The following is a 23,710-nucleotide window of genomic DNA, read 5'->3' as shown; positions in this document are numbered from 1 at the left end:
TACACGGATAAAGGAGTAGACTATGAATAAGAAACCAACCAACATATCGTTCAAGCAGGGACGATATGAAGCAAGTCAACACATTGATTCTACAACTGTCAAAAATGCGAAAGCACAAAAAGGATATATGATTTGCACGGAATGCCGGGCGGTTCATCATGACAAGCACTGGTACACCGAAGACGAGTCTCTAAAGAAAGGATTACCGGAGCATCTGGTCGAAACCCTTTGCCCTGGCTGTTCTATGGTAGAGAAAAATGTGTGGGAAGGAACGGTCGATATCACCGGCGAGTTCGAACCTGCTGCTCTCCAGGAAATGAATAATCTCATCGCTAACATCGAGTCGGAGTGCCGGCAAGACAATCCGGCATCGAGGATCTTGAGTAGAATTGATGGAGCTTCTAAAATCGAAATCAAAACCACCAGTATGTGGCTTGCCAAACGAATTGGTAAAGCAATTGAGAAAGCATACGGTGGAAAATTAGATGTCACATCGTTGCCGGAAAAACCAAGTGTTCATGTTCGCTGGAGCAAAGAATAGTTGTGACAGGTGATGGCGCAGCAGAGAGCCTGCAGGAAGGGCTTCAAGTCCGCAAAACAGGTCAGTCTTTGCTGGTCTACTGGAAGTCGACTTGTCTGCTGAACAATATAGAAATGCAGCGAGAGATTTGTGAGCAGATCGATCACGACTCCGCTGCATTCTGGTTGTTCGTGTTGAGCAACTGGGGGCTGGCTGGTACGAAATATGAAGGGTTGCGCTTGAGCAAAACCGACAAGGTGATGTTGATATTTCCGCGTGCGCTCACGGAACCGACCAATGTTATTCTTGGCGTGGAAGCACAAGCAAAGCTCAAGATTTTGTTAGAAGAATAAGCACTGTGATGTGAATTCGGAGTCTATGACTTGTAACTCGAAGAGTTTCAAGATGAGGCTAACGGTATGCCCAGCTCTTCAAGCACTTCATCTTCTTCCAGGCTCAAATCAAGCGCCTCGTCATTGGCGATACGCACGATGGTGAATGAGCAAGGAGCATGTTCTGATATGTATTTCGAGACGCTTCCGAGTATCAGCTTTTCAAAGTTGCTCTGCTCATGGGCTCCGAGAATGATGATATCAGCCGGCCAATTGGTGGCGTATTCGATGATTACTTTTGCCGGGCTTCCGATTATTACTTCAGGCGAAATATCGCAGCCTTCTTTGTTTTTGCCGAGCATCGCGCAAAGTTTTTTCAGCAAATTATCGGCTAGTTTCATTTCTTCTTGAAACGAAATTTCGCGGTCTTCATTGGTTGCCCCAGGTTGATGCTCCGCAGGCAAAACTGCTTTGATCACCTTGAAGTGGGCATTCTCTTCCCAATGGTGGTGGCGTGCGAACTTCACCAGTGCGTCCCCGAAAAAGCGATCTGATACAGCTAAAAGTACATTCATGGCGATAACCTTGGTTGGGTGGGTAGTACTACATTCAGTGGCTGCCGGCTTGTTTCGTTGCTTTGTCTTGAACAGAAAGCAGAAAGTCGATTATCGATCGCTGCTCATCTTTGGTTAGATGTCGCGTTTTGAAATCCATCTCGGGTTCATCTGCGCCACCATGAATCTCTTCAGACATCTCTAGTGCGCTCGCGTGTTTGCCTAATTTGTCTAACGCCGGTCCGAACTTTGCGCCACGATTTCCAATCGTATGGCAGCTCTGGCAGTTATTCGCGTAGTAGAGTTGTTTTCCGCGTTTTATTGATTGAGCTTTGTTTTGCTGCACTCGCTGCTGCTCGTTCTGTTTATGCTTCTTTTGACCATCGGTTGACTTTGCATCATGCGAATCCCCTGCACCGGCGGGCAGCGCCAGGCTGGAAAGCACAAACAGTACGGAGAGCACGGGGATTTTCATCAGTTGCATCCACGAGTGAACCTTTATAAATTTTGCTCGCATTTTGTGCTCCTGTTATCGATCTAAAAGCTGAAGTTGCTGCGAAATCCTACTCTGAAATCATCCTTTAGGTCTACCAGCCTCGATTCTGACGATAATCAATTTGACCGAGGTGTGGACGATAGTACAATGCGATAGTTGTGTGGTTGGACCCACGTTCGGACATGTTATGCCTGAAGAGACTGTTGACAATAAGATAAAGACGCCGGACCCCATCATCGTTGCCTGGCGGGTCTTTCTAATCTTCCTCATTATTTCCGCTCTGGGTAATCTGTTTCAGGCGTCGTTGACCGAAACCGTTCCCTACAGTCGTTTTATAGCACTTGCTCAGGAGAAGAAGCTTGCCAATGTAAGCGTCAGCAAGCAGGAAATAACGGGAACCTTGTCTGAGAATGGCAAGACGAAAAGATTCCGCACTGTGCGCATAGACGATCCGCAGTTGCTGACTCGATTAGCCGACAACTCCTCTAGTTTTCAGGGCACACCGGAGATTGGCTTCTGGGAAGCCAACTTGCCCTGGATTATTTTCGGTTTGTTCGTGCTGTTCGGCACGCTGGGTTCATTGGTCGGACAGAAAGGGTCTTTGGGTGCAGGTCTTTTGCCGTTTGAGCGGAACAAAGCGCGTGTCTATAGCGAAAGCAATATAAAAACAACGTTCAACGATGTCGCTGGTGTCGATGAGGCCAAAGGTGAACTGCAAGAGGTTATCGGTTTCCTTAAAGAACCTGCTCGATACTCGCGGTTAGGCGGTCACATGCCTAAAGGTATTTTGCTGGTCGGTCCTCCAGGAACTGGTAAAACGCTCTTGGCTCGTGCTGTTGCGGGCGAGGCCAAAGTTCCGTTTTTCAGTATCAGCGGCTCTGAATTTGTCGAGATGTTTGTCGGAGTTGGCGCAGCAAGGGTAAGAGATCTCTTTGCCCAGGCGCAGAAAAGCGCACCGTGCATCATTTTTATTGATGAGCTAGATGCACTTGGTCGGGCTCGTGGTCTGGGCTCTATCGCTGGCGGACCTGACGAGAAAGAACAAACTCTAAATCAATTGCTTGTGGAAATGGATGGTTTCGATCCGCGCCAGGGCGTTGTCTTGTTGGCAGCTACCAATCGCCCTGAAATTCTCGACGGGGCACTGTTGCGAGCGGGTCGCTTCGATCGGCAAATACTGGTCGATCGACCAGATAAAACTGGACGTGAGCAGATCTTGAAAGTGCACTTGCGCGGCATCAAAGCCGATACGAGTGTGAAGGTAGAGGACATCGCTGGAACAACTCCCGGTTTCACAGGCGCGGATCTGGCTAATCTAGTTAATGAAGCTGTCATCCTTGCCACCAGGCGCGGTGCTGAAGCCGTCGAGCCTGCCGATTTTACCAATGCCCTGGAGCGCATTGTAGCTGGGCTGGAGAAAAAGAACAGATTGCTCAACCCCAGAGAACGCCAGATTGTGGCCTATCACGAGTCTGGACATGCGCTTGTATCAATGTCTATGCCTGAAGCGGATCCCGTACAAAAGGTATCGATTATTCCGCGTGGAATTGGTGCTCTTGGTTATACGATGCAACGACCTACCGAAGATCGATTTCTCATGTCGAAGAAAGAACTGGAAACTAAACTGACTACGCTTATGGGGGGACGAGCCGCAGAAACACTCGTTTTCGATGAACTCTCGACTGGTGCTGCCGACGATCTACTTAAGGCAACCGATATAGCGCGCGCCATGGTCACCACATATGGTATGTCGCAGCTCCTGGGACCCGTGACATACAGCAATGAGCCCACTCCTGTAACTTCTCTGAGCGGAGCCGTAGTTCCAGAAACTAGATACCATAGCGAACAGACATCCCGAGAGATAGATGCCGCGGTAAAAGACCTCGTTACCGAGGCTTTTGAAAGAGCAATCCAAATTTTAAAAGGAAGGCGCCACGTCCTGACGGCGATCGCAGAAAAGTTGCTGCAGAATGAGACCCTGAACTCTACGGAACTCGAAAAGATCGCAGCATCGGCGTCGGCTGAATGTACCCCTGCAACTGCCAAAACTACAGCTGAATCTACCGTTGCAACTACAGCTGCACCTACCGCGCAGCCTATTGATGATTTGGAAGCCGTATCACAATAATCGAACATTCGGCATGAAAAACAAGATAGTGAGAAACGCTTCCCAGGAAGGCTCGTTCAAGACCGTGCCGCGCATGGCTACCCACAATCAGAATATCTGCATGGCTGGCTTTCAGCGTTTCCATAATTTCGTCGGTGGGAAACCCTTCGCGCACCGATGTTTTGATTCTCGCCTGATCTATTGTTTTAGTGATTGACCGCACGAAAGTTTGCACAAGGCTTTCGGCAGCCGTTGTTTTCTTTTGCATTATTTCGTCCAGTATCGGGCCTGGTAGAACTGCTTCGAAGGAAGCTACTTTCATGGGCTTTACTATTGAAATGACTTCGAATGTAGTGTCATCTTTCCAATCGTGATTGATGACGAAGTCTGCAATTGCTTCGGCGTATTTTGCCTCGTTTATGGCGATTACTACGTGCATATTTCCTTGACGGATGTATTTCCTGCGAGTTGAATGATTATGCTCGCCTCTTGAATGTTTGGCGAAAGATTCGTGTGCCTTAAACTAAACCGCGCCGCATCGCGTGCACTGCCGCTTGAGTTCTATCGTCAACCGCCAGTTTGTTCAAAATGTTTCGGACATGTGTTTTGGTTGTTGGCAGCGAGATTATCAACTTGTCTGAAATTTGCTGGTTTGACATTCCTTCGACGATCAGACCAAGCACCTCCAATTCTCGGGGTGAGAGTGGTTCGGCATAGGGACGATCTAGCTTTTGCGGATTTCCCGCTCCCGAATGAGCAGCTAAATCTGAGGAAGGCACAACCTCATGATCTGTTCTGTCGTGATGAGTACCGTGTTCGGCGTGCTCCTCAGGCGACTCGTGCGCCGAAGACTCTGTTGGTTGAGCTGATTGAACGTTTTGCTGCTGGGCCTGGTTGATCTGTCTTTGAAGCTTCAATACTTTGCCTGCGATTGCTGAATCCAGCCAGGCATCGCCCGCGAAGACTGTTCTGATCGCCATGAACAGCCGAGACTCTTCGACATCTTTCAAACAGTATCCCGAGGCACCGGCGGAAAAGGAAGCGAGGATGTCCTGGTCGTTATCATGTTGTGTAAGCATAATAATTCTGGCGGCGTTGCCGTGTTCGACAATCTTCTTGGCCGCCTGGATTCCATCCATTATCGGCATGCCAACATCCATGAGGATGACATCTGGCTTCAAGAGTTCGGCTTGCTCGACGGCTTCTTCACCATTGGATGCCTCACCAACGACTTGCAAATCGGCTTCACGTTTTAAGACTGTCTTGATTCCGACCCGTGTCAGGGCGTGGTCTTCCACGAGTAAAATTCGGATCTGATGTCCATTTGCTTCTTTTTCAACACTCATTTCCAAAGTACTCGCTTGATTTAGTTTGCTTTTAGTTGCGACCGATTTGTCGCTTATATCCGAAATCATGATTCCTTCTCGATAATTATATATACTTTGCCTCGACATTGACGCTTGTAGAACGAGCTTGCTTGTTGAGCATCGATGTTCGACGTTTTCAAGGTGAGGCTGATGACTCGAAAAGATGCAATAGAGCAGGAATTTCTAGAGCCGCTCACCGAGCAGGAAATCGATACCAGACAAAAATGGCTTGAGTTCGAAAAGATTGAACCGGGCCAGCTGGAGGCAATCGACCTTCTTTTGCAGAATTGCGTCGATGATCTCATGGACGCTATGTATGAACATTTTTTGAGTTTTCCAGAGACCCGAGATTTTTTCCCGAACGAGCATGTAATACAGCGCGCCAAGCAAGCTCAGAAGCAATATTTTCTGCGTTTAGCTCATGGTGCTCATGATCGAGCTTATGTCGCTGATCGGCTAAAGGTGGGTTTGACCCATCATCGCATCGACCTTGAACCGAAGTGGTACATCGGCGCCTATAACAAGGCTGTCTCATGGCTACTTCCCCGGCTGCTGGAGAAATGTGAGCCCGGCACCGAATGTGAAACCATGGCATCGATGATGCGGTTGATTTTTTTCGATATGAGCCTGGCGATCGAGAGCTACATCAAGTCTAAAGAGTTTGCTCTCTTGATTCATCGCGATGCGATTCGCGAGCTCGAAACAGAGAAGCGCGTCACGAAGAGTATTTTAGAAAGCGCTCCAATCGGTATTGTCAACCTTGACGAGCATTTCGTCTGTCTCGAATGCAATGAAGAGTTTGCCAAGCTTTTGTCTTGCGCAAGCACCAGAGAAGTAATCGGTAAATCATTCTTTGAACTTTCGCCCTTTGTTCCGCGCAAGGTCTTTGAAGATGTTCTTTTAACAGCCACCCCAGCACGTTTTTCAGCAAACGCTTTGAATCTTTCATCGGAGAAGACGCTGGAAGTTTCATACTGGGATTGGGCAGTCTGGCCGACCAAAGATGGAAGCGGCGCCACAACCGGTCTGGTTGCCATGTTCGCTAATGCGACCGATCGGGTGCAACTGCAACAGCAGCGAGAAGACTTCGTGGCAACGCTTACGCACGACTTGAAAACTCCGGTTTCGGCAACCAATCGAGCTGTCAAGCTACTGCTGGATGGCGACTTTGGCGAAGTAAATGCCGAGCAGCGTGAGATTTTGTCCACTTTGTTGCAGAGTAATACGACCCTGTACGGATTGGTGCAGACGCTGCTCGATGTCTATCGGTTTGATAGTGGCGTCAAAGAGATGCGGATGACGCCCTGCGATCTGTCATCGATTGTGACACAGTTCGTCACTGAGGTCATGCCACTGGCAGAGGAACGCAAGATTCAGTTGATTACTGTGCTTCCTGACCGGATCAAAGAAATTCCCTGTGACAAGGAAGAAATCAGAAGAGTGATTCAGAACTTGATCGATAACTCGCTCAAATTCACCCCTGGTGGTGGCAGAATACAAGTCGAACTTTTTCAAAATGACGACGTCACCACACTCACCGTATCTGATACCGGAAAAGGCATTCCACCTGAAAATATGGCTAAGCTCTTTCAGCGCTTCTGGCAAGCGGGATCGAGTGGGCGCTACTACGCCAGTACGGGGTTGGGACTCTATCTCTCCCGCAAGATTGTTGAAGGGCACGGCGGTCAAATCTGGTGTGAAAGCCAGATTGGCAAGGGCAGTCAATTTACAGTAGAACTGCCCTCGCAGTGACGACCATTTTGTTGCGAGACCGGATCGGGAGGGGTCCAGATCAAGAATGGTTCCAGATCAAGAGTGCCGATTTACTTCTTGCAATAAGTAGTCAAAAATTATAGGTGCATGTTGAGAGCAGGATTTATTTTGATCCGTTGCAGCAGCATCGTGACTCTCTGCGGTAGCCTGAATAGCCTCTGGTCCCAGGCGTTTTTTTGAGCGTTCTTGAAGACTCTCCCAGCTCTTTTGAAATGCTTCGGCCGCGTCGGTATCGTTATTGTCAAAGTATTTCTTCAAGATTAGTCTCGCTGTTCGTGAGCATCCGCACATATCTGACTGAGCTGCAGATTGCCCTCGAACTGATTCAATTTCGACCGGGCTCATTAATCCGAGTTCGCATGCGCCTGCTGCAATTGCATCTTCTCCGCTTAGCTTTCGCTCAGCGATGAGGTTGTGAATTAGCAGTCGTGCGTTGGGGAATTTGAGCATTTTACCTGGAGACCAGAGGTTCCATATTGTTGGCTGGCTGGCTAGCGAATTATGTATCGAAGCCTTGTTTGGTTTGGCACATTAGTTCGATGGCATTTTCCTGCCCAAAAGATGTACTTGTATCGATGCCATCGAATATGGTGATCAAGTGCTTTTCGTAGAGGCAGAAGAAATGATGAATGAAAGGCCGGAGTTCTCTAACTCGGTCCCCATTGTCCTTGATGAACATGGTCATATCGCATGATATAAGCCCATCTACGACTTCCAGCGCATCAAACGCAGACTGTAGACCAAACGAGGGGCGATCGCCTATATCGGTGAAGAGATGGACGACCTGGTATGAATGTTTTTGGCAATAGTTAGCAATTTCTCGCCAGTGATTGTCGATGTGATCGTGATTCGGGGACCTTATGTATGCGATGAGAGATTCACTCTTCGGTTTGCCGAAGAACACATCGGCAAGCGAACCAGAAGTGCTGCAGATACAATTTGCGGACTGCACTCGACCATGCGGACGGTAGCTTTTGCTGTTTGCGAGTATTGTCGCCATCAGACTTCGATCGTTATTATCGTTATCAACGGTACCCATGATTCCCCTCCGGAAACGTGACTTTCGCTTTGATTTGAAAAGTGTGAGCCGTTTACGTTAGTAATCGAATTGCTAGAAAAAGCTCGTACTATCATTTGAACAGTTCTGAGCTGTATGTGCATCCGTCGCGAGTAGTATTTAGTCGACGTGCCGAGCCCGAGTTTTGCCGTTCACCCTTTAAAACTCATCCCTTGGGATGAGGCGCACTGGTCATGCTCTGGTAGGAAACAAGGTCAGGAACCCCAGCTGGCGGCTTTGTGAGAAGATATAGGAATCTCCAGTTAAACCACCAATGTCCTTCACCGAAGCCCTCGCCAATCAATCTAACGTCGGGCTAACCAGCGGCGAAGCCGCAGCACTTCTTGAACGCTGGGGCAAAAACAGCTTTGGCAAGAAGGCAAAGTCCCACTGGCTCAAATCCATACTAGATAGATTGCGAAATCCGCTTGTCTGTATCTTGCTGGCAGCCGGCTTCATTTCGGCTTTGACGGGCGAGACCGGCAGCTTTGCCATAATCCTGATGGTCGTTTCGATTAGCATCGCAATGGACATCTGCCAACAGAGGAAAGCTGACGATGCCGTGGAAAGGTTATCGGCAAGTGTGGCCTTGAGTGCTCGTGTGCTTCGAGATGGGCATGAAGTTCGTGTACCTAGCGACAGTATCGTGCCCGGTGACGTTGTCTTGCTGTCAGCCGGAGATCTGATTCCCGCCGACGGCGTACTTCTTGAGGCTAAACACTTATTCGTCGATCAATCGAGCCTTTCAGGCGAGTCCTATCCGGTGGAAAAGGTTGTCTCAGTTTCGTCGAATCTGGAAAATGCCGCTCAGTCGTCTGATTTGAGCAGTGAAACTAAGTGCTTCGCAGGAAGCTCTGTCAGCAGCGGAACAGCAAAACTGTTGATTTCTGCGACCGGGCTTCGCACTGTATTTGGTGAACTCAGTCTCAGCCTGGCGCAGCAGCGCTCTGCAACTTCATTTGACAGGGAATTGCAAAGTTTCGGCAATTTGATATTGCGGTTCACCATAGTGCTTGTAGTCTTTGCATTTGTCATCAACATCTCGTTTCACCGCCCATTGTTGGAATCGTTGTTGTTCAGCGTTGCTCTGGCTGTTGGTTTGACGCCCGAGTTGTTGCCCATGATTGTCACTGTCACTCTGGCGCGTGGCGCCTTGTTGATGGCGAAAGAAAAGGTGATTGTCAAACGCCTGTCTGCTGTACAAGACCTCGGGTCTATGGACGTTCTGTGCACCGACAAAACTGGAACATTGACTGAAGGCAAGATTGAGCTGTTTAAACATATCGATCTGGATGGGAAGTCGTGTGATGAGGTGCTCCGCTTCGCGTACTTGAACAGTGCCAATGAGACAGGCATTAAGAGCCCGCTTGATGATGCAATTATGCGTGCGTTTCAGGACCGCGGTGAAAAAGCCCTGTACCACAAAATCGATGAAGTGCCGTTCGATTTCGAGAGAAGGCGTGTGTCTGTCTTACTAGAGCAGAACGATCGCCAGTTTCTGTGCGTCAAAGGTGCTGTTGAAGAAGTCGTCTCTGTCTGTTCGGACTGCAAAGTAGGTGGTCGTTTGTATCCGATATCTGAATATCGGACTCGTATCAATGATCTATTCTCTGAATTGGCGTCCAGTGGATTTCATATTCTTGCTGTCGCTTGTCGGGTAAATTCGGAGCGATTGTCTGGACTGACAGTTGCCGACGAAGAGAAACTTACATTTCTGGGTTTCGCGGCTTTTCTGGACCCACCTAAACAGTCAGCTTCGGCAGCACTTCGTGCTTTGAAAGACGATGGAGTTGATGTAAAAATCCTTTCCGGCGATCATGAATTGGTGGCGCGCTACGTTTGCAATGAATTGCAGTTTACAGTTACAGGCAGTCTTACGGGCGCAGACCTTGACGCTCTGGATGATGCCAGCCTGAGCTTGAAGATCGACCAGGTGAATTTGTTTTGCCGTGTCAACCCATCTCAAAAGAATCGCATTATTATCCTTTTGCGTGGACGGGACAAGATTGTTGGATTTTTGGGCGATGGAATTAACGATGCGCCATCGTTGCACGCAGCTGATGTCGGAGTTTCGGTCGACAGTGCCGTTGATGTGGCGAAACAAGCTGCCGACCTGGTTTTGTTGGAGCACGACCTGCGCGTGTTGCACGCTGGTATTCGCGAAGGACGGCGAGCCTTTTCCAATGTGCACAAATACATAATGATGGCGACAAGTTCCAACTTTGGAAATATGGTCAGCATGGCCGCAGCAAGTTTGATTTTGCCTTTCTTGCCGCTGCTTCCTTTTCAAATTTTGCTGAACAATCTCCTGTACGATCTTTCTGAACTGGCTCTGCCGACCGATAATGTGGATGAGGAGTTACTGGCAAAACCTTGTCGCGAGAGCATGTCGAGCATCCAGAAGTTTATGCTCAGTGTTGGTCCAATCAGTTCGATATTCGACTTCATTACTTTCTTTTTGCTGCTTGCAGTTTTAAAAGCGGATCAAACCCTCTTCCGTTCAGGCTGGTTTATCGAATCGTTAGCGACACAAATACTGGTCATCTTCGTCATTCGTACGAGGCGGAAGTTCTGGCTGAGTACCCCGAGCGCTCCGCTTGCGATTGCCAGCGTCGCCACTCTAATAGTGGCTTGCCTCCTGACGCAGACGAGGCTTGGAGCGCTGCTTCAATTTACAGCGCTTCCGCTCTCATTCTTCATCATGCTTGGAATTATCGCTGTTATATATCTGGCTATAGTTGCCGTAGTCAGCACCAGATTCTATGCCAGGGGGAGCCTTCGGTGACCAAAAGTTAGCGGGACGTTGAGCTCGCCCGCAGCATTGCTTACCGTGCGAGCGGGACGCTCAGCTCGCTTCCGCACCATTGCTGGTCGTGGGGAGCGGGACAGTAATTTCTGCGTTGCGTTCACACATTGCTAAAAGCCTGGACGGCTTCATCTTCAACCCAATTGCGACTCGATTGAATAGCTCGATACTTGGGTTTCGTCTGCCGCTTTCTAAATGGCAGATGTAAGCGCGATCAACTCCACATCGCTCAGATAGATCTTTCTGAGAGATCTGTAGGAGTTTCCGACGCGATGTAATCGTGTCTCCAAATGTTTTCAAAAATGTACTGTTGTTAGTCATGGTTGATAACTATTCCAATTTTGAGTGGATTCTGATTATTTTGCGATTCTCTGCTCTTCACTATGATGCCTATTATGGTGCAGATTCTGCGTCAAAACATCGCTCCATCGACTCATGCTAAATCATTCAAGACTCATACCAGATCAATCAAAAGGATTAGCCGGATCGGCTTCGAAAGTATCATCTTTTGGGATGACTTTTCAGTTCGGTGTGACCTGAAACGGAGCTTTAAGCCCTTAGACGGAGGTGCCAGCTCGTGTTTTGGTGCAAACTGATTGTGCAAGCAACGGTTTTTCGAGGTTTAGTGAGATGATGATCATGCAGATAGTCGGAGCCGGATGCGTAGGATTGTTTTTCGGCATTCTGTTCGAATGTTTCAGAGATGTAAATGAGCGGATGGGGCACTTCTTCCTTGGAGTGACTATTTTTAGCGCTCTCCTCACAGCACTTTTCTTTTTAGCCTGCACACGGTTTTACGGTGAAGCAGTGATGGCTGTGATGGCTCTATGCATCGGTGGTTTTGTCGGTTGGGCATTCAGTCGCTTCTTGAATCTTACCTGGCGTAAGAACTGTAGTTCTCAGAAGAATTGAGATGCCCGTGGTGCCTGCTGCATTTTAGTGTCATGCTGGTGCCGTTATGATTTGTTGGATGTAGTCAGACAGGAGCAAGGTGCAGGAATGAAAGTAATAGTCGCAATTGACCAGACAGAGTTTGCAAATCAGATCATTAATGAAGTGGCGACGACAGAATGGCCGCTTGATACACAGATCAAGATTCTGACTGTGGTTGGCTCCTTGAGTTCCGAAGCAGAAGCTGCTGCCGAGACTGCGAAACAATTGGAAAAGAGGAAAAAGTTTGCCAATGATCTGGTAATGAAGGCAAGGCAGCAAATTTCCGAATCTTGCCCTCAATCTATGGTCTATGCTGAAGTTCGATGCGGAGAACCGCACCTGGAGATAATCTACAGCGCTGCTGAGTGGATGCCTGATCGCATTTTGATCGGTGCGCATGGCAATTCGCCTAATCGCTTCTTTGGAAAGATTGCTCAATCCATTCCGCAAAATAGCACTTGCTCCGTGCAAATTGTCAGATTGAAGAAGAGCAAAAACGCAGCAGCTGAAACTGTTGCTGAAGCCGCGAATGTTTCGAAGTAATTGATCAGTCTTTCGGAGAATCTAATGAGGATCCTATTTGCCGCCGACCTGTCACCGCATTCTCAAGCAAGCGCAGATGCGCTGATAGCAATGCGTTATGGACGCAACGATGAAATCAAGGTGCTGACAGTCGTTGAGCTTTTTGAACCGTTCCTGGCTGTGCATGCGGCAGAGGCTGCTGAACAAGCGCAAGCCCATGTGCGATCTGTGGCAGCTACAATTTTGCAGCATCTTCCCTATTGCAAGGTCTCCGCAGAGTCGTTAGCTGGTTATCCTGATCAAGTAATCATCGATACTGCAGCAGCATTTAAAGCCGATTTGATTGTTATTGGTTCGCATGGACGATCCGCGTTGACGAGATTTTTGTGGGGCAGCACATCGCGTGCTGTTGCCCTGAATGCAGCGTGTCCTGTTCGCATTGTTAAGAATGGACATCAAGCCCGATCGCCGAAAAATGTAGTGATCGCTCTAGACGAATCGCCCGCCCGATCGGAACAGACTGAGTACGTAATAGAACATGTTTTGAAGGCTTCCTGGCCTGATGGCGTCAGATTTAAGTGTGTTACGGCGCTAAAAAATGAACATGGAGCTGTTCTGTCGAAGCATAACTCTGGAGAGACGCTCCTGAAGGAAGAGAAATCATTGAAAGCCGGTGTGGAAGAAGCGTTGCGAAATCATGTGGCGCGTCTGAATTCAGAGTTTGGCGACAACTGTGCTTGCTATGAAATAGTGTACGGCGATGCGCGTGAACAAATAATCAATGCGGCTCAAGCGTTCGAAGCGGGATTGATTGTCCTGGGCAGTCACTCCCAGCGTACATATAAGGATATTGTGTTCGGAAGTGTTGCTGATGCGGTTTCATCGCATGCCGAATGTTCGGTTGAAATTGTCAAACATTACTCGATGAAAAAGGCGAAGATGCACGTGATTGTCTAGCTCATGTCCTTAAGTGTTTTCTGCAAATCGATAAGGTGGTTGTTGAAGATCTTTTTGGCGACATCAAGCAGATAAAATATATTGGAATCGCTGCATGAGTAATAAATGTTGTTGCCCTGTTTTCTGGCAATTACAAGATTCTTTGAACGCAACACCGAGAGTTGTTGCGAAAGATTTGGCAATCCGACACTGAGACGGTCTCTCAGTTCAGAAACTGTTAACTCTGCGTCTCTCAATTCGTTTAAAATGCGAATCCGCAGGGGATTGGATAGAGCTTTGAAGAATTCCGCTTTGAAGGCAACTAGTTTTTCTGTCATCACAGCACGGTTCTAGGAAGAGTTCGCCAGTTATCGTTCATAAATAATTGCGCGCCTCAGGGATTTCTTTACTTGCTTAGAGTTTATCATAGTTGCGAAATTGCGTATTTGTGCAATTAGTTTTATACTAAAAATGACTTAGTACGGGTGGCCTTTGTGTCCTTAATTTCGCCAGCGCTCTGCGATCAAATTGTTTTCAGCACAGCAGTTGTGATAAGCGGAATTTCATTATTTGCGGCGGCGTTGAAGCATAACCTTTCCGATCGCATCGGTAGTGTTTTGCTCTCCGCTTTTGCCATTGCTGTGTTTGGAGCCGCGGTTTTGACCTGGGGTCGGGTCTTTTATTACCAGCTGCCACCACCATTCGTTGTCGGCGTCTTTCTGCTTTCGTTTCGTGTGGATGATCTGACGAGACTGTTTGTCGTTCTTTTTTCAGTTCTCGTCTTTTCAGTTGCTATTTTCACCCCAGCCTATTTGGACCACATGAATGACAAAGTCCATAAAGGTCAATACTGGGTTTCATTTTTACTATTTGCCCTGTCGTTGCTGCTGGTGATTTGCAGTGCTGATGCCATCGGATTTCTGGTGTTTTGGGAAACGATGGCGTTGTCTTCCGCAGCGCTCGTAGCAAGTGAGCACGTGCAGAAAAAGACACGTAAAGCTGCGTTAATCTATCTCAGCGCGACACGCATGGCTAGTGCGTTTCTTGCATCCGGCTTTTTATGGATGTATGTCGTTACACACAGCTGGAATTTTGCAAACTGGGATTTTTCTCAACCTTCGACACACGGCCCGGCTTTTCTCGTGCTCCTTGGTCTCTGTATCAAAGCAGGCATCTGGCCGTTTCACCTCTGGCTGCCGTATGCCTATTCTGCTGCACCCGCTCCCTCTTCGGCGCTAATGAGCGGATTTATGAGTAAAGTTGCCATGCTCGCAATGATTCGTATTCTTCTGTTTGGTCATTTAAACTCTGTTTCTGTAGTCTGTTTTGCATTTTTACTTGGTGCTGTTACCGCGTTTTGGGGTGTACTCTTTGCGCTTGTGCAGAATCAGCTGAAGAAACTTGTGGCATATTCAAGTATTGAAAACATGGGGCTCATACTGATGTGTATTTCGCTCAGTATGTACGCCAATTTCAGTGGTCAGCCGTTGATAGCAAGTATGGCTCTCATTGCTGCGATCATGCAGTGCCTGAATCATGGGTTGTTTAAGTCTCTTCTGTTCCTTTCCGCTGGTGCCATTCAATGGTCCACTGGCACCCTGGAGCTTGAGCATTTGGGCGGATTGGCAAAACGTATGCCGGTCACATGGATTTGCACTTGCATCGGAGCCCTTTCTCTCTGCTCTTTGCCGCCTCTCAATGGTTTTCCTGGCAAGTGGTTGCTATATCAGTCGTTGTTTGCCGGCATTTGTGCTCGCACCGGCCTGGTGGAAAAAGGCGTTGCGGTGTTAGCCATTTGCACTCTGTCGGCGATTGGCGCGATGGCACTTTCTGCCCTGGTAAAGGCTTTAGGTGTCATTTTTCTCGGAAACGCTCGCAGCCACGGTGTTGCTACCGCAAAGGAGTGTTCGGCGGGAATGCGCGCATCAATGTTTTTCCTGGCGATATGCTGTATCGCCTCGGGATTATTTGCTGGCTTGCTTGTTTCAACTATCGGCAAGGCTTTGTCGCAGAGTGGTTTGCAAGTCATGGCTGTGTCCTTGAAGCTGCCGATATTTCCGCTGGCTGCAAGTCTCTCGGCAATATGCCTGGCAACTTATTTCGCCTATTTGCGTCCTGCAAAAACTCGAGAGTATATTACCTGGGATTGTGGTTACGGCCAGCAAAACGTCAAAGCGCAGGTCACTGCTGACTCGTTTGCACAGCCTTCCGCCAGAATTTTTCGGCCGATTCTCCGATATCACAATCTGTCGAAAATCGATGGCGTAGATCGTCGCCACTTCCCCGAGCGCATTCACGTTGACACCAAAATAGTTTCGATTCTTGAGACGAAAGTCTACGCTCCGCTTGTAGTTTTGATTACTCAAGCGTCTCGTTTGATCGCCCGTCTGCAAGCCGGGAGCATACATTTGTACTTGCTCTATGTCTGTACAACCTTGATTGTGCTCCTTCTTTTGGGGGTAGTGCTTTGAATCGGGTACTTGTATGGAGTCTGTTTGTCGTTACACTCGCTTTTGTGCCGCCACTTTGTCTTGGTATTTTGCGAAAAACTAAGGCTCGCTTGCAAAATCGCATCGGCTCACCGATCTGGCAGCCTTTTCTGGACCTGACAAAGCTTTTTCAAAAGGACGAAACTTTAAGCGGCACTATGTGCGGTGTGTTTCGCATCTCTACAGTTGTCGGCTTGTCCTCGGCGTTGACCCTTTCGTGGCTTATTCCCTGGGTAGCCATCAAACCATGGTCACATCAAGCCGACATTTTCGTGGTCATTTATGTTCTCGCCCTGGCAAAAATGTTCACCATGCTCGGTGCGATGGACGCAGGCTCTCCGTTTGGTGCGTTTGGTGCGAGCCGCGAAGCGACTTTGAATTTTCTGGTAGAGCCGGCCATTTGTTTGGCCTTGATCGCGCTAGCAATCACCTGCAACAGCACCGATCTTACAGTTATCTTTGCCAGCACTCCCGGTGCTGGTATGTCTGTCGTCTGGCTGCTCGTCGGCGTTGCTGTTTTTCTAGCCAGTCTGGTTGAGCTGAGTCGAATGCCGGTTGATGACCCGACCACCCACCTGGAACTCACAATGGTCCACGAAGCTATGATTCTTGAAGCGTCGGCAAAAAATCTATTTCTCCTGGAACTTACGCAAGTATTGAAGATGGCGATGTTCTGGGGACTCTCGGCGCAATGTTTCCTGCATACTATTCCAGCATACGCACGTTGCAATCTGCTGGAGAAAGAGCTTTGCAGCGTCGCCGGAATTTTTCTACTGGCGTTTCTGGTCGGCGTTCTCGAAGGTTTGATTGTTAAGTTGCAGTGGCGGAAAATCCCCGAGTTTGTAGCCTATATCATGACCGTTAGTTTGATTGCTGTTTTTGTTGCTGTTAGCGGGAAATCCATTTTATGACATTAGCGCCCTACGAAATTTGCTTGCTGTCAGCCGCTCTGCTTGCTTGTCTTGCCCTGGGATCGCTGCATCTGAGGGTGAACCTGTGGCTGTTTTCTTTTCAGGCACTTTTAATTGCTGCCGCAACTATCAACATAGGTAGTATCACGGGTGATCAGGAATTGTGTGTAATCGGCGCAGTGATTGGTCTCTTGAAGGCGCTGGTTGTGCCGGCTTTCCTTGCCTGGATAAGCGAAAAACTCATGGCTCAACGTGACATGGGCACCTTCCTGCCTGCGCCTTTGTCGATGCATTTGTGCATAGTTCTATTTGTACTGAGCTTTGCGCTTGCTAAAGGCATTCCATCTTCGGAAGTAGCAGGTCATTCTTGGCTGGGCGTTTCCGCCGGAATTTCCTTATTGCTTTCCGGTTTGATTTTGATGTTGACGCGGCGACTGGCAATAAGTCAGGTCGTTGGTTTTCTGGTTATTGAAAATGGCATCTATACATTCGCGCTTACTCAAACAAAAGGCATGCCGCTTATGGTCGAAATGGGAATTCTGCTAGACCTTCTCGTTGCTGTCATGGTTTCTGGTCTGCTGATTTTCAAGATTCAGAAGAGTTTTGAGCATATTGATATTGCTCAGTTGAGCGATTTGAGGGATTAAGGAGCAGTCATGTACGAATTACTTGCATTCTGCCTTATTCCGTTAATTATCTGTTTGCTCAGTCTTTTCAGTGTGCCTAATACGGTTCTGCGAAAGTTGGTTCCCATTTTGATGTGGGGGCAGTTAGCTGCTGTCATTGCGCTGACGGCGCCGGTCTTTCGAGACGCTAATCTGCACTTCAAATTGCCAGTCGATTTCGGGCTTGACCATCTATCCGCTGCTTTTGTCGTACTTACAAATGTGGTGGCAGCTAGTTCCTTGAGTCATGCGACGGTATTTTTCACCAACGAAAGCAAGCTCGGAAATTTGACCGTTCCAAAAAACGAAAACTGGTTTTACTTTTACGCAGCGCTCTTTCTTTGTGCCATGGACTTTGTTTTTCTATCGGAAAACCTTGGATTCATGTGGATATCAATCGAGGCGACGACGTTGTTTTCTGCGGCGCTTGTCTATTATGGACGCGACAAGCACGCCCTTGAAGCAACCTGGAAATATTTGATCGTTTGCAGCGTCGGTATTGCCTTCGCTCTGCTCGGTACTATTCTATTTTTCGCTGCCAGTCAACATTTCATTCCTGCCGGTACACTCGATATCCGCTTGTTGACTGCGGCGGCGAAACACTTGCAGCCAAAATTCGTGCAGCTTGGATACGTCTTTTGCTTGCTGGGCTATGGCACTAAAGCCGGTCTTTTTCCCCTGCACACCTGGTTGCCTGATGCCCACTCGGAAGCTCCGGCACCGGCTTCGGCAATGCTTTCAGGAAGTTTGTTGAATTGCGCCCTGTTTGCAATATGCCGACTGACCGAGTTGGTCAAGTTGACTGACTACCACACGCTGGCTACGAACGTGCCAATATTCTGGGGCGCGCTGACCACCTTTACCTCGACTCTATTTCTCGTTAATCAAATTGGAATCAAGAGGCTCTGGGCTTATTCAAGCATCGAAAATGTCGGAATCATGCTCTCTGCAATTGGTCTTGGTGCGCCATCACTTTTCTTGCTGCAGGCTATCAACCATAGCATTGCAAAAGTGGCTCTCTTTCTTCTTTCCGGTAACATCATTCAGCTTGGCGGCACAAAAGAGTTGTCAAAGATTCGTGGCGTGCTGAAGAGTTCGCCTGCTTGTGCTCTGGCGCTTATCCTCGCTGCTGCTGCTGTGACAGGGATGCCGCCTTTCGGCTCTTTTGTCGTTGAATGGTTGATATTGATGAAGGCAATGAGTTCGGGACAGATTCTCTTTGCTATTTGTTTGATGGCTTCGCTCGCTTTGGGTTTTATTGCCGTTAGCGTGCACGTTTGCAATATGGTTCTTGGCACACCTAAGCACGAATCTCGGATTTTGTTGTCGGCTGCTAACGTTCTTATTCCACTGCTGCTTTGCTGTGGCTCACTGTTCATGGGCGTTACAGGACTCACGCAGGAGATTCTGGGAATCTTATGAAGCTCCAGGTTTTGACTGTACCCGATGGAGAACGATTGGCGCTGCTGCAGAAGCGACTGCAGCATCCCGACACTCGTCTTGGCTCGATCACTTCGGTTGACGGAAGGCAGATTGTCACTTTGATACTGAATACGGAGTCAGGCGATGCTGAGCTCTGGTACACACCGATGGAGACAAATCGCTACCATTCTCTGACCGCGCACATAGCGCAGGCGCACTGGCAAGAGCGAACGCTATGGGATATGTTTGGCCTGATACCAGAAGGGCATCCCCGACTCAAGCACAACCTTTTGCATGAATCGTACAGGGAATCCTTCTTTCCATTACTGCCAGATGCTGCTGAAAATCCGGATTCTCCGTTCCGGACTTATTCATCGATGCGTGTGAGTGGAAGCGGTATCTATGAAATACCTGTCGGTCCTATTCATGCCGGTATCATCGAACCGGGGCACTTTCACTTTAGCTGTCTGGGAGAAGTGGTTTACAACCTGGAAATACGCCTTGGTTATCTTCATCGCGGTATCGAAAAGCGCATGACAGAGGTGCCGTGGAAGAAGCTGAGATTCCTCGCGGAGTCGGCTGCCAGTGACAGCGCGGCTGCTTACGCCCTGGCAAACGCTACTGCTCTCGAAAATTCTTCAGATATTGCGGTTCCTGAACGAGCTCTTTATCTGCGCAGTCTGGCTCTGGAGATTGAGCGCGTTGCCATGCATGTAAGCGATCTCGGTGGTCTTGCTGGTGATATCGGTTATCTGGGCGTCGCCGCTTCACTGAGTCGATTGAGAGGAGTAGCGCTGGGACTGGGCGAGTTACTCAGCGGCAGCCGTTTGATTCGTGGATTTGTCTGCCCGGGTGGCGTGCTCCACGATCCCGATAGTCGTCTGGCTCAGATTCAGAAACAAGCGGTGGAACTGAGGAAAAAGTTGGCACCACCTCTGAAGTCGATGCTCTCAAATCAAGTTTCTGTCGATCGGTTTTCTGGTGTGGGTCGTGTTTCGAAACGCCTTGCTTTTGATTTCGGCTTGACTGGACCTTCTGGACGTGCCAGCGATCAGGATTATGATGCGCGTAGTTATTTCGCCCATGGTGTTTATCCTCGGATCAAACCCGCTGTTGCAGTAGAACACGAAGGCGACATCCTCAGTCGATCAAAGGTTCGCATTAGCGAGATTGAGACGAGTCTGATGTTAATTGAAAAGTTTATCGATGAAATGCCCCCCGGTAAGTTTTTCGAAGAGCCTCCTGAGCATCTGAAAAAAGACAGTGTCGGTGTGTCTGTCGTGGAAGCTTATCGTGGAGAGCTTATACACATGGTCTTTACCGACGCAGACGGTGCAGTAAAGCGCTATGCGATCAAAGATCCGAGTGTCAACAACTGGACTGCTCTAGCTATCGCTGTTCGGAATAATCTTCTTGCAGACTTTCCTCTGTGCAACAAGAGCTTTGCGCTCTCCTACGGGGGGCACGATTTGTGAGGTGTGATTGTGCTTAAAATGCTTGCTTATTTGCTTGGCGAAGGTGTAGTCACAGCCAGAGAAATGCCCGACGCGTTTTCTGATGAAACGCGGTGCCTGCCAAAACTTACCGATACCCCCTGCGTGTCGGAAGAGTGCGATATTTGTGAAAAAATTTGTCCGACTAATGCTATCGCTCGCGATCGTTCAGGAGATGGCGCTGCGGTCACTATCGACTTGAGCGCTTGTATCAACTGCTCTTTGTGCATATCTGCATGCCCGTCTAAGACGATAGTCAGTGATAAACGGATCAGCGTTGCACGTGCCACTAAAGATGATTTACTTTTGTCGACTGCAAGAACTGCAATTCAGCCGGCATCGAGTACGGTGCCTGCCCAGAGGAATTTGTTCAAGAGATCAATCGCTTGCCGAGTAGTCTCTACTGGCTGTAGCGCTTGTGATTTGGAACTTTCTGCATCCGGTAATCCAATTTTCGATATGGAGAGATTCGGAATTACAGTTGTGGCTTCCCCACGATTTGCTGATGTCTTGCTTGTTACGGGTCCGGTGCCGAAAGCCATGCATGAAGCTTTGAAATCTTGCTACATGGCTATGTCTGAACCTCGTAAAGTTGTCGCTGTGGGAACATGTGCTTGCTCTGGCGGCGTACATCGCGGCGGTTACGCCGAGGCTAACGGTGTTGCCGACGTGCTGCCGGTCGATTTTTATATACCTGGATGCCCGCCGCATCCGTGGAGCATAGTGGAAGGATTGTTCCGGTTGATGGGGCGCGAGGGGGTTTGAGTTGTTGAGGGCTTGTACTGAGCAGGTCTTGATGTCAGGATGTAGGCTGGAGCCTTTTCAAAACAGCCTTTGTTTGAGCTAATGTTACGTGCTCGGGCGATCGCTCTGTTAATGCTGATTGTTACTCGTCTTGAAGCATGAGGCCGCCCGCGCCTGGTCATTAAAGCTGTGTGCAAGATATCTATGCCATAGTGGAATGCAAGCCGTGTGGTTGCCAAGAGGGTAAGATTCTCAGTTCGAGATAACTTAGAGCCTTAACTACACGCCTGACAGCACGCTAAGGAGACAAGCCGTGAAGAAATTAGTTTCAGGTCTTCACCAATTCAAGACTCAGATATTTCTTTCACAGAAAGAATTGTTCGAGCGTTTGTCGAAGGGGCAGTCTCCTGACGCCTTGTTTATCACTTGTTCGGATTCTAGAATCAACCCGAATTTGATTACCCAAACAGAACCAGGCGAACTCTTCATTCTGAGAAACGCAGGCAATATCATTCCGCCTTATGGTGCATCTAATGGCGGAGAAGGTGCCACCATCGAATTTGCTGTTGGTGGTCTCAACGTGAAAGATATTATCGTCTGTGGTCATTCGCTTTGTGGTGCCATGGATGCTCTTTTGAATCCTTCGAAAATCAAGAATATGCCTGCACTGGCAGCATGGCTCAATCATGCCGAGGCTACACGCAGAATTGCTACTGAAAATTATGTCGATTACAGCGAAGAAGATTTGCGCAGTGTGGCAGTGCAAGAAAATGTGCTGATTCAGTTGGAAAACCTTCGCACGCATCCCGCCGTGGCGGCGAAACTTTCTCGCGGTGAGCTTAACTTGCATGCCTGGGTTTACAAAATCGAGACAGGAGCCGTGTTTTATTTCGATCCGAAAGAAGCTCAATTCATGCCGCTCAATGAATTTTCTAGATTTGACACTCAAGAGGTTCCTCATCGCTTCGGCTCTGAACAGTTGATATAGTTGAGGCTATAGAGAGTAATCCGTAATCAGTCTCCGCCCACTGTAAATCTGGTTTTTCTGTGACTGGACCATTGTTAATCGATAGAGTGACGCGAGCCGCCCTGTGTTTCGTCCTTTCGTCGATGACCGTTTTGCCGGTGATTGCAGGCAAGACCTCATCGGCTGATGAGTTGTCTAAGAAGGCGATGTCGCTTTTCGCTGCAGATAAATCTCAGGATGCAATCGATCTTGAATACCAGGCAATTAAGAGCGCACCGCGCTATTGGCTGCCTCATTGCGTGCTGTCAATTTTCAAATGGAAAGGCAATCTTTTCGATGAAGCAGTGGCTGAGGCGCAGGAAGCTGTGAAACTTGCCCCTGATAATGAACTCGTTAACCTCAATCTGGCACAGATGAATCAGATGCTTGGTTATTACGAAAAGGCTATTCCGGCTTTCAAAAAGACAGTCAAGGTGGCACCTGAAAGTTGGTCTGCAAGAATCGGACTCAGTCAATCTTTGATTGCAAACGCACAGCCGGCTGACGCGATTGAAGTTTTGAATCAGATGAGTAAAGCTGAAAACGGCACGTTTAACTGGTGGTACAACCTGGCTGTGTCCTACTCTAAGCTAGACAAGCCGAAGCAAGCGGCAGATGCAGCCGAGAAAGCTGTTGCCGCAGCCACGAGCAGTGAACAAAAGTCGCGTGCAAATATAACGTTGCTGATTGAATTGATTCGTGCCAATGAGCTCGACCGTGCACGAATAGTTCAGAATGAGGCGCTCAATTCTAAGCCCAAGGATGACCAGGTCTATCTGCAAGTACTATCCGCCTTGTGCACACCAGCTGATACGAAACGCGGTAAGGAATTGCTCGATCAGGCAATTACAGTTGGGCTCGCGTCGCCGGACGGATACTATAAGTTGGGTCTTGAGTTCGAGAACAAATCTATTGCTCCAGCTATTGATTCATCCCTGAGCAATGCCTGGCTCGAGCTGGCTGAAGCCGCATACAGGCATGCAATAAAGCTTGCGCCCGCTGAAGAAAAGTTCTATCTGGCGTTGGCAGCGGTTTTCGATCGCAAGGGGCAGACAAGTGACATGACAGCTATGTTGTCAAAAGCGGCATCGCTGAACGCGTCTGACGCATTGCCATCATATCTGGTGGCTTGTGTGAAAGCAGCGGATAACGATCTGGCTGGGCGATTGCGTGAGAAACTGGTTGGTGTACCAGAAAAGCCTTATCGGCTCAACTTAGCCAGAGATGATTTTTCCGTAGAGAACTTGAAGTGTCTGTGCAAACTCAATGTTCTGGAATTTGAATTGAATCGTCAGAACGGCATAAAATTTGCCGCTATTACTAAGAAAGAAAAACCTCTTGCAGGTGTTCTTCTCGTCGACCAGTCGTTGGGAACCGAGCAGGCTTTTAAAACTGTCGAGAAAGCACAGTCGGTCGATCTTTCGGTGACGAAAAGCGAGCCCGTTTTGACCGTTAACGAAGCGATTAAATTCGTGCTTAATCTTCGCTCGCCCGGCGCGCCGACCAACGTCTGGTCGTTCGAGATCGACTCGCCCAAGATGCCTTTGCTTTAGACAACTGCTATAGTTAGCTTTCGA

The 23,710-nt window shown here is 48.6% G+C and carries 24 protein-coding genes; 16 read left to right on the top strand and 8 right to left on the bottom strand.

The window, feature by feature from the left end:
* Window positions 1-22 precede the first annotated feature (22 nt).
* Complete coding sequence (locus tag EKK48_22670) at window positions 23-541, top strand: hypothetical protein (GenBank protein RTL38104.1); 519 nt, start codon at window positions 23-25, stop codon at window positions 539-541.
* 2 nt (window positions 542-543) lie between these two features.
* Window positions 544-873, top strand: a complete 330-nt coding sequence (locus EKK48_22665) for a hypothetical protein (GenBank protein ID RTL38103.1) — start codon at window positions 544-546, stop codon at window positions 871-873.
* A 47-nt stretch (window positions 874-920) separates the two neighbouring features.
* Here EKK48_22665 and EKK48_22660 read toward each other — a convergent pair whose 3' ends face one another.
* Both EKK48_22660 and EKK48_22655 read right to left on the bottom strand, forming a co-directional pair.
* A complete protein-coding gene (locus EKK48_22660) occupies window positions 921-1,427 on the bottom strand; it encodes a universal stress protein (GenBank protein ID RTL38102.1) in 507 nt (168 codons plus the stop codon).
* Window positions 1,428-1,461: 34 nt separating this feature from the next.
* Window positions 1,462-1,923: a cytochrome c gene (locus tag EKK48_22655; protein RTL38101.1), complete on the bottom strand. Its 462-nt coding sequence runs from the start codon at window positions 1,921-1,923 to the stop codon at window positions 1,462-1,464.
* Between the two features lie 166 nt (window positions 1,924-2,089).
* Between EKK48_22655 and EKK48_22650 the strand changes: the two genes are divergently transcribed.
* Entirely contained in the window at window positions 2,090-4,030 is a 1,941-nt protein-coding gene (locus EKK48_22650; protein ID RTL38100.1) for an ATP-dependent metallopeptidase FtsH/Yme1/Tma family protein, read from the top strand.
* Here the strand turns inward: EKK48_22650 and EKK48_22645 are convergent.
* Both EKK48_22645 and EKK48_22640 read right to left on the bottom strand, forming a co-directional pair.
* Complete coding sequence (locus EKK48_22645; protein RTL38099.1) at window positions 3,999-4,448, bottom strand: universal stress protein; 450 nt, start codon at window positions 4,446-4,448, stop codon at window positions 3,999-4,001. The two genes, EKK48_22650 and EKK48_22645, sit on opposite strands and share 32 nt — an antisense overlap.
* A 79-nt stretch (window positions 4,449-4,527) precedes the next feature.
* Window positions 4,528-5,355 (bottom strand): response regulator transcription factor, encoded by an 828-nt coding sequence (locus EKK48_22640; protein RTL38151.1) that lies wholly within the window; start codon window positions 5,353-5,355, stop codon window positions 4,528-4,530.
* A gap of 144 nt (window positions 5,356-5,499) precedes the next feature.
* On the opposite strand from EKK48_22640, the gene EKK48_22635 reads away from it, so the two are divergent.
* A complete protein-coding gene (locus EKK48_22635) occupies window positions 5,500-7,128 on the top strand; it encodes a PAS domain-containing protein (GenBank protein RTL38098.1) in 1,629 nt (542 codons plus the stop codon).
* Between the two features lie 57 nt (window positions 7,129-7,185).
* On the opposite strand, the gene EKK48_22630 is transcribed toward EKK48_22635, so the two are convergent.
* Window positions 7,186-7,599, bottom strand: a complete 414-nt coding sequence (locus EKK48_22630) for a hypothetical protein (protein ID RTL38097.1) — start codon at window positions 7,597-7,599, stop codon at window positions 7,186-7,188.
* 49 nt (window positions 7,600-7,648) lie between these two features.
* Window positions 7,649-8,188, bottom strand: coding sequence for a hypothetical protein (locus tag EKK48_22625; GenBank protein ID RTL38096.1), 540 nt, complete (start codon window positions 8,186-8,188; stop codon window positions 7,649-7,651).
* Window positions 8,189-8,480: 292 nt separating this feature from the next.
* Between EKK48_22625 and mgtA the strand changes: the two genes are divergently transcribed.
* Complete coding sequence (mgtA, locus tag EKK48_22620; GenBank protein ID RTL38095.1) at window positions 8,481-10,991, top strand: magnesium-translocating P-type ATPase; 2,511 nt, start codon at window positions 8,481-8,483, stop codon at window positions 10,989-10,991.
* Window positions 10,992-11,051: 60 nt separating this feature from the next.
* Here mgtA and EKK48_22615 read toward each other — a convergent pair whose 3' ends face one another.
* Window positions 11,052-11,333: an XRE family transcriptional regulator gene (locus EKK48_22615; protein ID RTL38094.1), complete on the bottom strand. Its 282-nt coding sequence runs from the start codon at window positions 11,331-11,333 to the stop codon at window positions 11,052-11,054.
* Window positions 11,334-11,642: 309 nt separating this feature from the next.
* Here EKK48_22615 and EKK48_22610 point away from each other — a divergent pair, with 309 nt between their 5' ends.
* The 3 genes from EKK48_22610 to EKK48_22600 all read left to right on the top strand — a co-directional run bounded on the left by EKK48_22610 (window position 11,643) and on the right by EKK48_22600 (window position 13,424).
* Window positions 11,643-11,924, top strand: coding sequence for a hypothetical protein (locus EKK48_22610; protein RTL38093.1), 282 nt, complete (start codon window positions 11,643-11,645; stop codon window positions 11,922-11,924).
* 87 nt (window positions 11,925-12,011) lie between these two features.
* Complete coding sequence (locus EKK48_22605) at window positions 12,012-12,488, top strand: universal stress protein (protein ID RTL38092.1); 477 nt, start codon at window positions 12,012-12,014, stop codon at window positions 12,486-12,488.
* A 24-nt stretch (window positions 12,489-12,512) separates the two neighbouring features.
* Window positions 12,513-13,424, top strand: a complete 912-nt coding sequence (locus tag EKK48_22600) for a universal stress protein (GenBank protein RTL38091.1) — start codon at window positions 12,513-12,515, stop codon at window positions 13,422-13,424.
* Here the strand turns inward: EKK48_22600 and EKK48_22595 are convergent.
* Window positions 13,421-13,741 (bottom strand): ArsR family transcriptional regulator, encoded by a 321-nt coding sequence (locus tag EKK48_22595; GenBank protein RTL38090.1) that lies wholly within the window; start codon window positions 13,739-13,741, stop codon window positions 13,421-13,423. The two genes, EKK48_22600 and EKK48_22595, sit on opposite strands and share 4 nt — an antisense overlap.
* Before the next feature lie 156 nt (window positions 13,742-13,897).
* Here EKK48_22595 and EKK48_22590 point away from each other — a divergent pair, with 156 nt between their 5' ends.
* The 8 genes from EKK48_22590 to EKK48_22555 all read left to right on the top strand — a co-directional run bounded on the left by EKK48_22590 (window position 13,898) and on the right by EKK48_22555 (window position 23,686).
* Window positions 13,898-15,874: a hypothetical protein gene (locus EKK48_22590; protein RTL38089.1), complete on the top strand. Its 1,977-nt coding sequence runs from the start codon at window positions 13,898-13,900 to the stop codon at window positions 15,872-15,874.
* Window positions 15,829-16,803, top strand: a complete 975-nt coding sequence (locus tag EKK48_22585; GenBank protein RTL38088.1) for a hypothetical protein — start codon at window positions 15,829-15,831, stop codon at window positions 16,801-16,803. Before EKK48_22590 ends, EKK48_22585 begins: the two co-directional genes overlap by 46 nt.
* A complete protein-coding gene (locus EKK48_22580; GenBank protein ID RTL38087.1) occupies window positions 16,800-17,450 on the top strand; it encodes a hypothetical protein in 651 nt (216 codons plus the stop codon). Before EKK48_22585 ends, EKK48_22580 begins: the two co-directional genes overlap by 4 nt.
* Window positions 17,451-17,459: 9 nt before the next feature.
* Complete coding sequence (locus EKK48_22575) at window positions 17,460-18,890, top strand: hypothetical protein (GenBank protein RTL38086.1); 1,431 nt, start codon at window positions 17,460-17,462, stop codon at window positions 18,888-18,890.
* The gene (locus tag EKK48_22570; GenBank protein ID RTL38085.1) at window positions 18,887-20,365 is read left to right on the top strand and encodes a hydrogenase; all 1,479 of its coding nucleotides are present in this window, start codon (window positions 18,887-18,889) and stop codon (window positions 20,363-20,365) included. Before EKK48_22575 ends, EKK48_22570 begins: the two co-directional genes overlap by 4 nt.
* A gap of 9 nt (window positions 20,366-20,374) precedes the next feature.
* The gene (gene nuoB, locus EKK48_22565; GenBank protein ID RTL38084.1) at window positions 20,375-21,148 is read left to right on the top strand and encodes an NADH-quinone oxidoreductase subunit NuoB; all 774 of its coding nucleotides are present in this window, start codon (window positions 20,375-20,377) and stop codon (window positions 21,146-21,148) included.
* Between the two features lie 292 nt (window positions 21,149-21,440).
* Window positions 21,441-22,115 carry a carbonic anhydrase gene (locus EKK48_22560; protein ID RTL38083.1) on the top strand — a complete coding sequence of 225 codons (675 nt, stop codon included), beginning with the start codon at window positions 21,441-21,443 and terminating at the stop codon, window positions 22,113-22,115.
* A gap of 59 nt (window positions 22,116-22,174) precedes the next feature.
* On the top strand, window positions 22,175-23,686 hold the full coding sequence (locus EKK48_22555; protein ID RTL38082.1) for a tetratricopeptide repeat protein: 1,512 nt from the start codon (window positions 22,175-22,177) through the stop codon (window positions 23,684-23,686).
* Window positions 23,687-23,710: the final 24 nt, after the last annotated feature.

The sequence above is a fragment of the Candidatus Melainabacteria bacterium genome (assembly GCA_003963305.1).
In the GTDB taxonomy this organism is placed as follows: Bacteria; Cyanobacteriota; Vampirovibrionia; order Obscuribacterales; family Obscuribacteraceae; genus PALSA-1081.
This window is presented reverse-complemented; position numbering and strand designations above follow the sequence as displayed.

Bases quoted from the DNA above. Each gene is read 5' to 3' on its own strand.
- EKK48_22670 (RTL38104.1), top strand. From the start codon at position 23: ATGAATAAGAAACCAACCAACATATCGTTCAAGCAGGGACGATATGAA.
- EKK48_22570 (RTL38085.1), top strand. From the start codon at position 18,887: ATGAAGCTCCAGGTTTTGACTGTACCCGATGGAGAACGATTGGCGCTG.
- EKK48_22625 (RTL38096.1), bottom strand. From the start codon at position 8,188: ATGGGTACCGTTGATAACGATAATAACGATCGAAGTCTGATGGCGACA.
- mgtA (RTL38095.1), top strand. From the start codon at position 8,481: ATGTCCTTCACCGAAGCCCTCGCCAATCAATCTAACGTCGGGCTAACC.
- EKK48_22640 (RTL38151.1), bottom strand. From the start codon at position 5,355: ATGAGTGTTGAAAAAGAAGCAAATGGACATCAGATCCGAATTTTACTC.
- EKK48_22645 (RTL38099.1), bottom strand. From the start codon at position 4,448: ATGCACGTAGTAATCGCCATAAACGAGGCAAAATACGCCGAAGCAATT.
- EKK48_22605 (RTL38092.1), top strand. From the start codon at position 12,012: ATGAAAGTAATAGTCGCAATTGACCAGACAGAGTTTGCAAATCAGATC.
- EKK48_22630 (RTL38097.1), bottom strand. From the start codon at position 7,599: ATGCTCAAATTCCCCAACGCACGACTGCTAATTCACAACCTCATCGCT.
- EKK48_22660 (RTL38102.1), bottom strand. From the start codon at position 1,427: ATGAATGTACTTTTAGCTGTATCAGATCGCTTTTTCGGGGACGCACTG.
- EKK48_22615 (RTL38094.1), bottom strand. From the start codon at position 11,333: ATGACTAACAACAGTACATTTTTGAAAACATTTGGAGACACGATTACA.
- EKK48_22595 (RTL38090.1), bottom strand. From the start codon at position 13,741: ATGACAGAAAAACTAGTTGCCTTCAAAGCGGAATTCTTCAAAGCTCTA.
- EKK48_22635 (RTL38098.1), top strand. From the start codon at position 5,500: ATGTTCGACGTTTTCAAGGTGAGGCTGATGACTCGAAAAGATGCAATA.
- EKK48_22600 (RTL38091.1), top strand. From the start codon at position 12,513: ATGAGGATCCTATTTGCCGCCGACCTGTCACCGCATTCTCAAGCAAGC.
- EKK48_22655 (RTL38101.1), bottom strand. From the start codon at position 1,923: ATGCGAGCAAAATTTATAAAGGTTCACTCGTGGATGCAACTGATGAAA.
- EKK48_22650 (RTL38100.1), top strand. From the start codon at position 2,090: ATGCCTGAAGAGACTGTTGACAATAAGATAAAGACGCCGGACCCCATC.
- EKK48_22610 (RTL38093.1), top strand. From the start codon at position 11,643: ATGATGATCATGCAGATAGTCGGAGCCGGATGCGTAGGATTGTTTTTC.
- EKK48_22580 (RTL38087.1), top strand. From the start codon at position 16,800: ATGACATTAGCGCCCTACGAAATTTGCTTGCTGTCAGCCGCTCTGCTT.
- EKK48_22575 (RTL38086.1), top strand. From the start codon at position 17,460: ATGTACGAATTACTTGCATTCTGCCTTATTCCGTTAATTATCTGTTTG.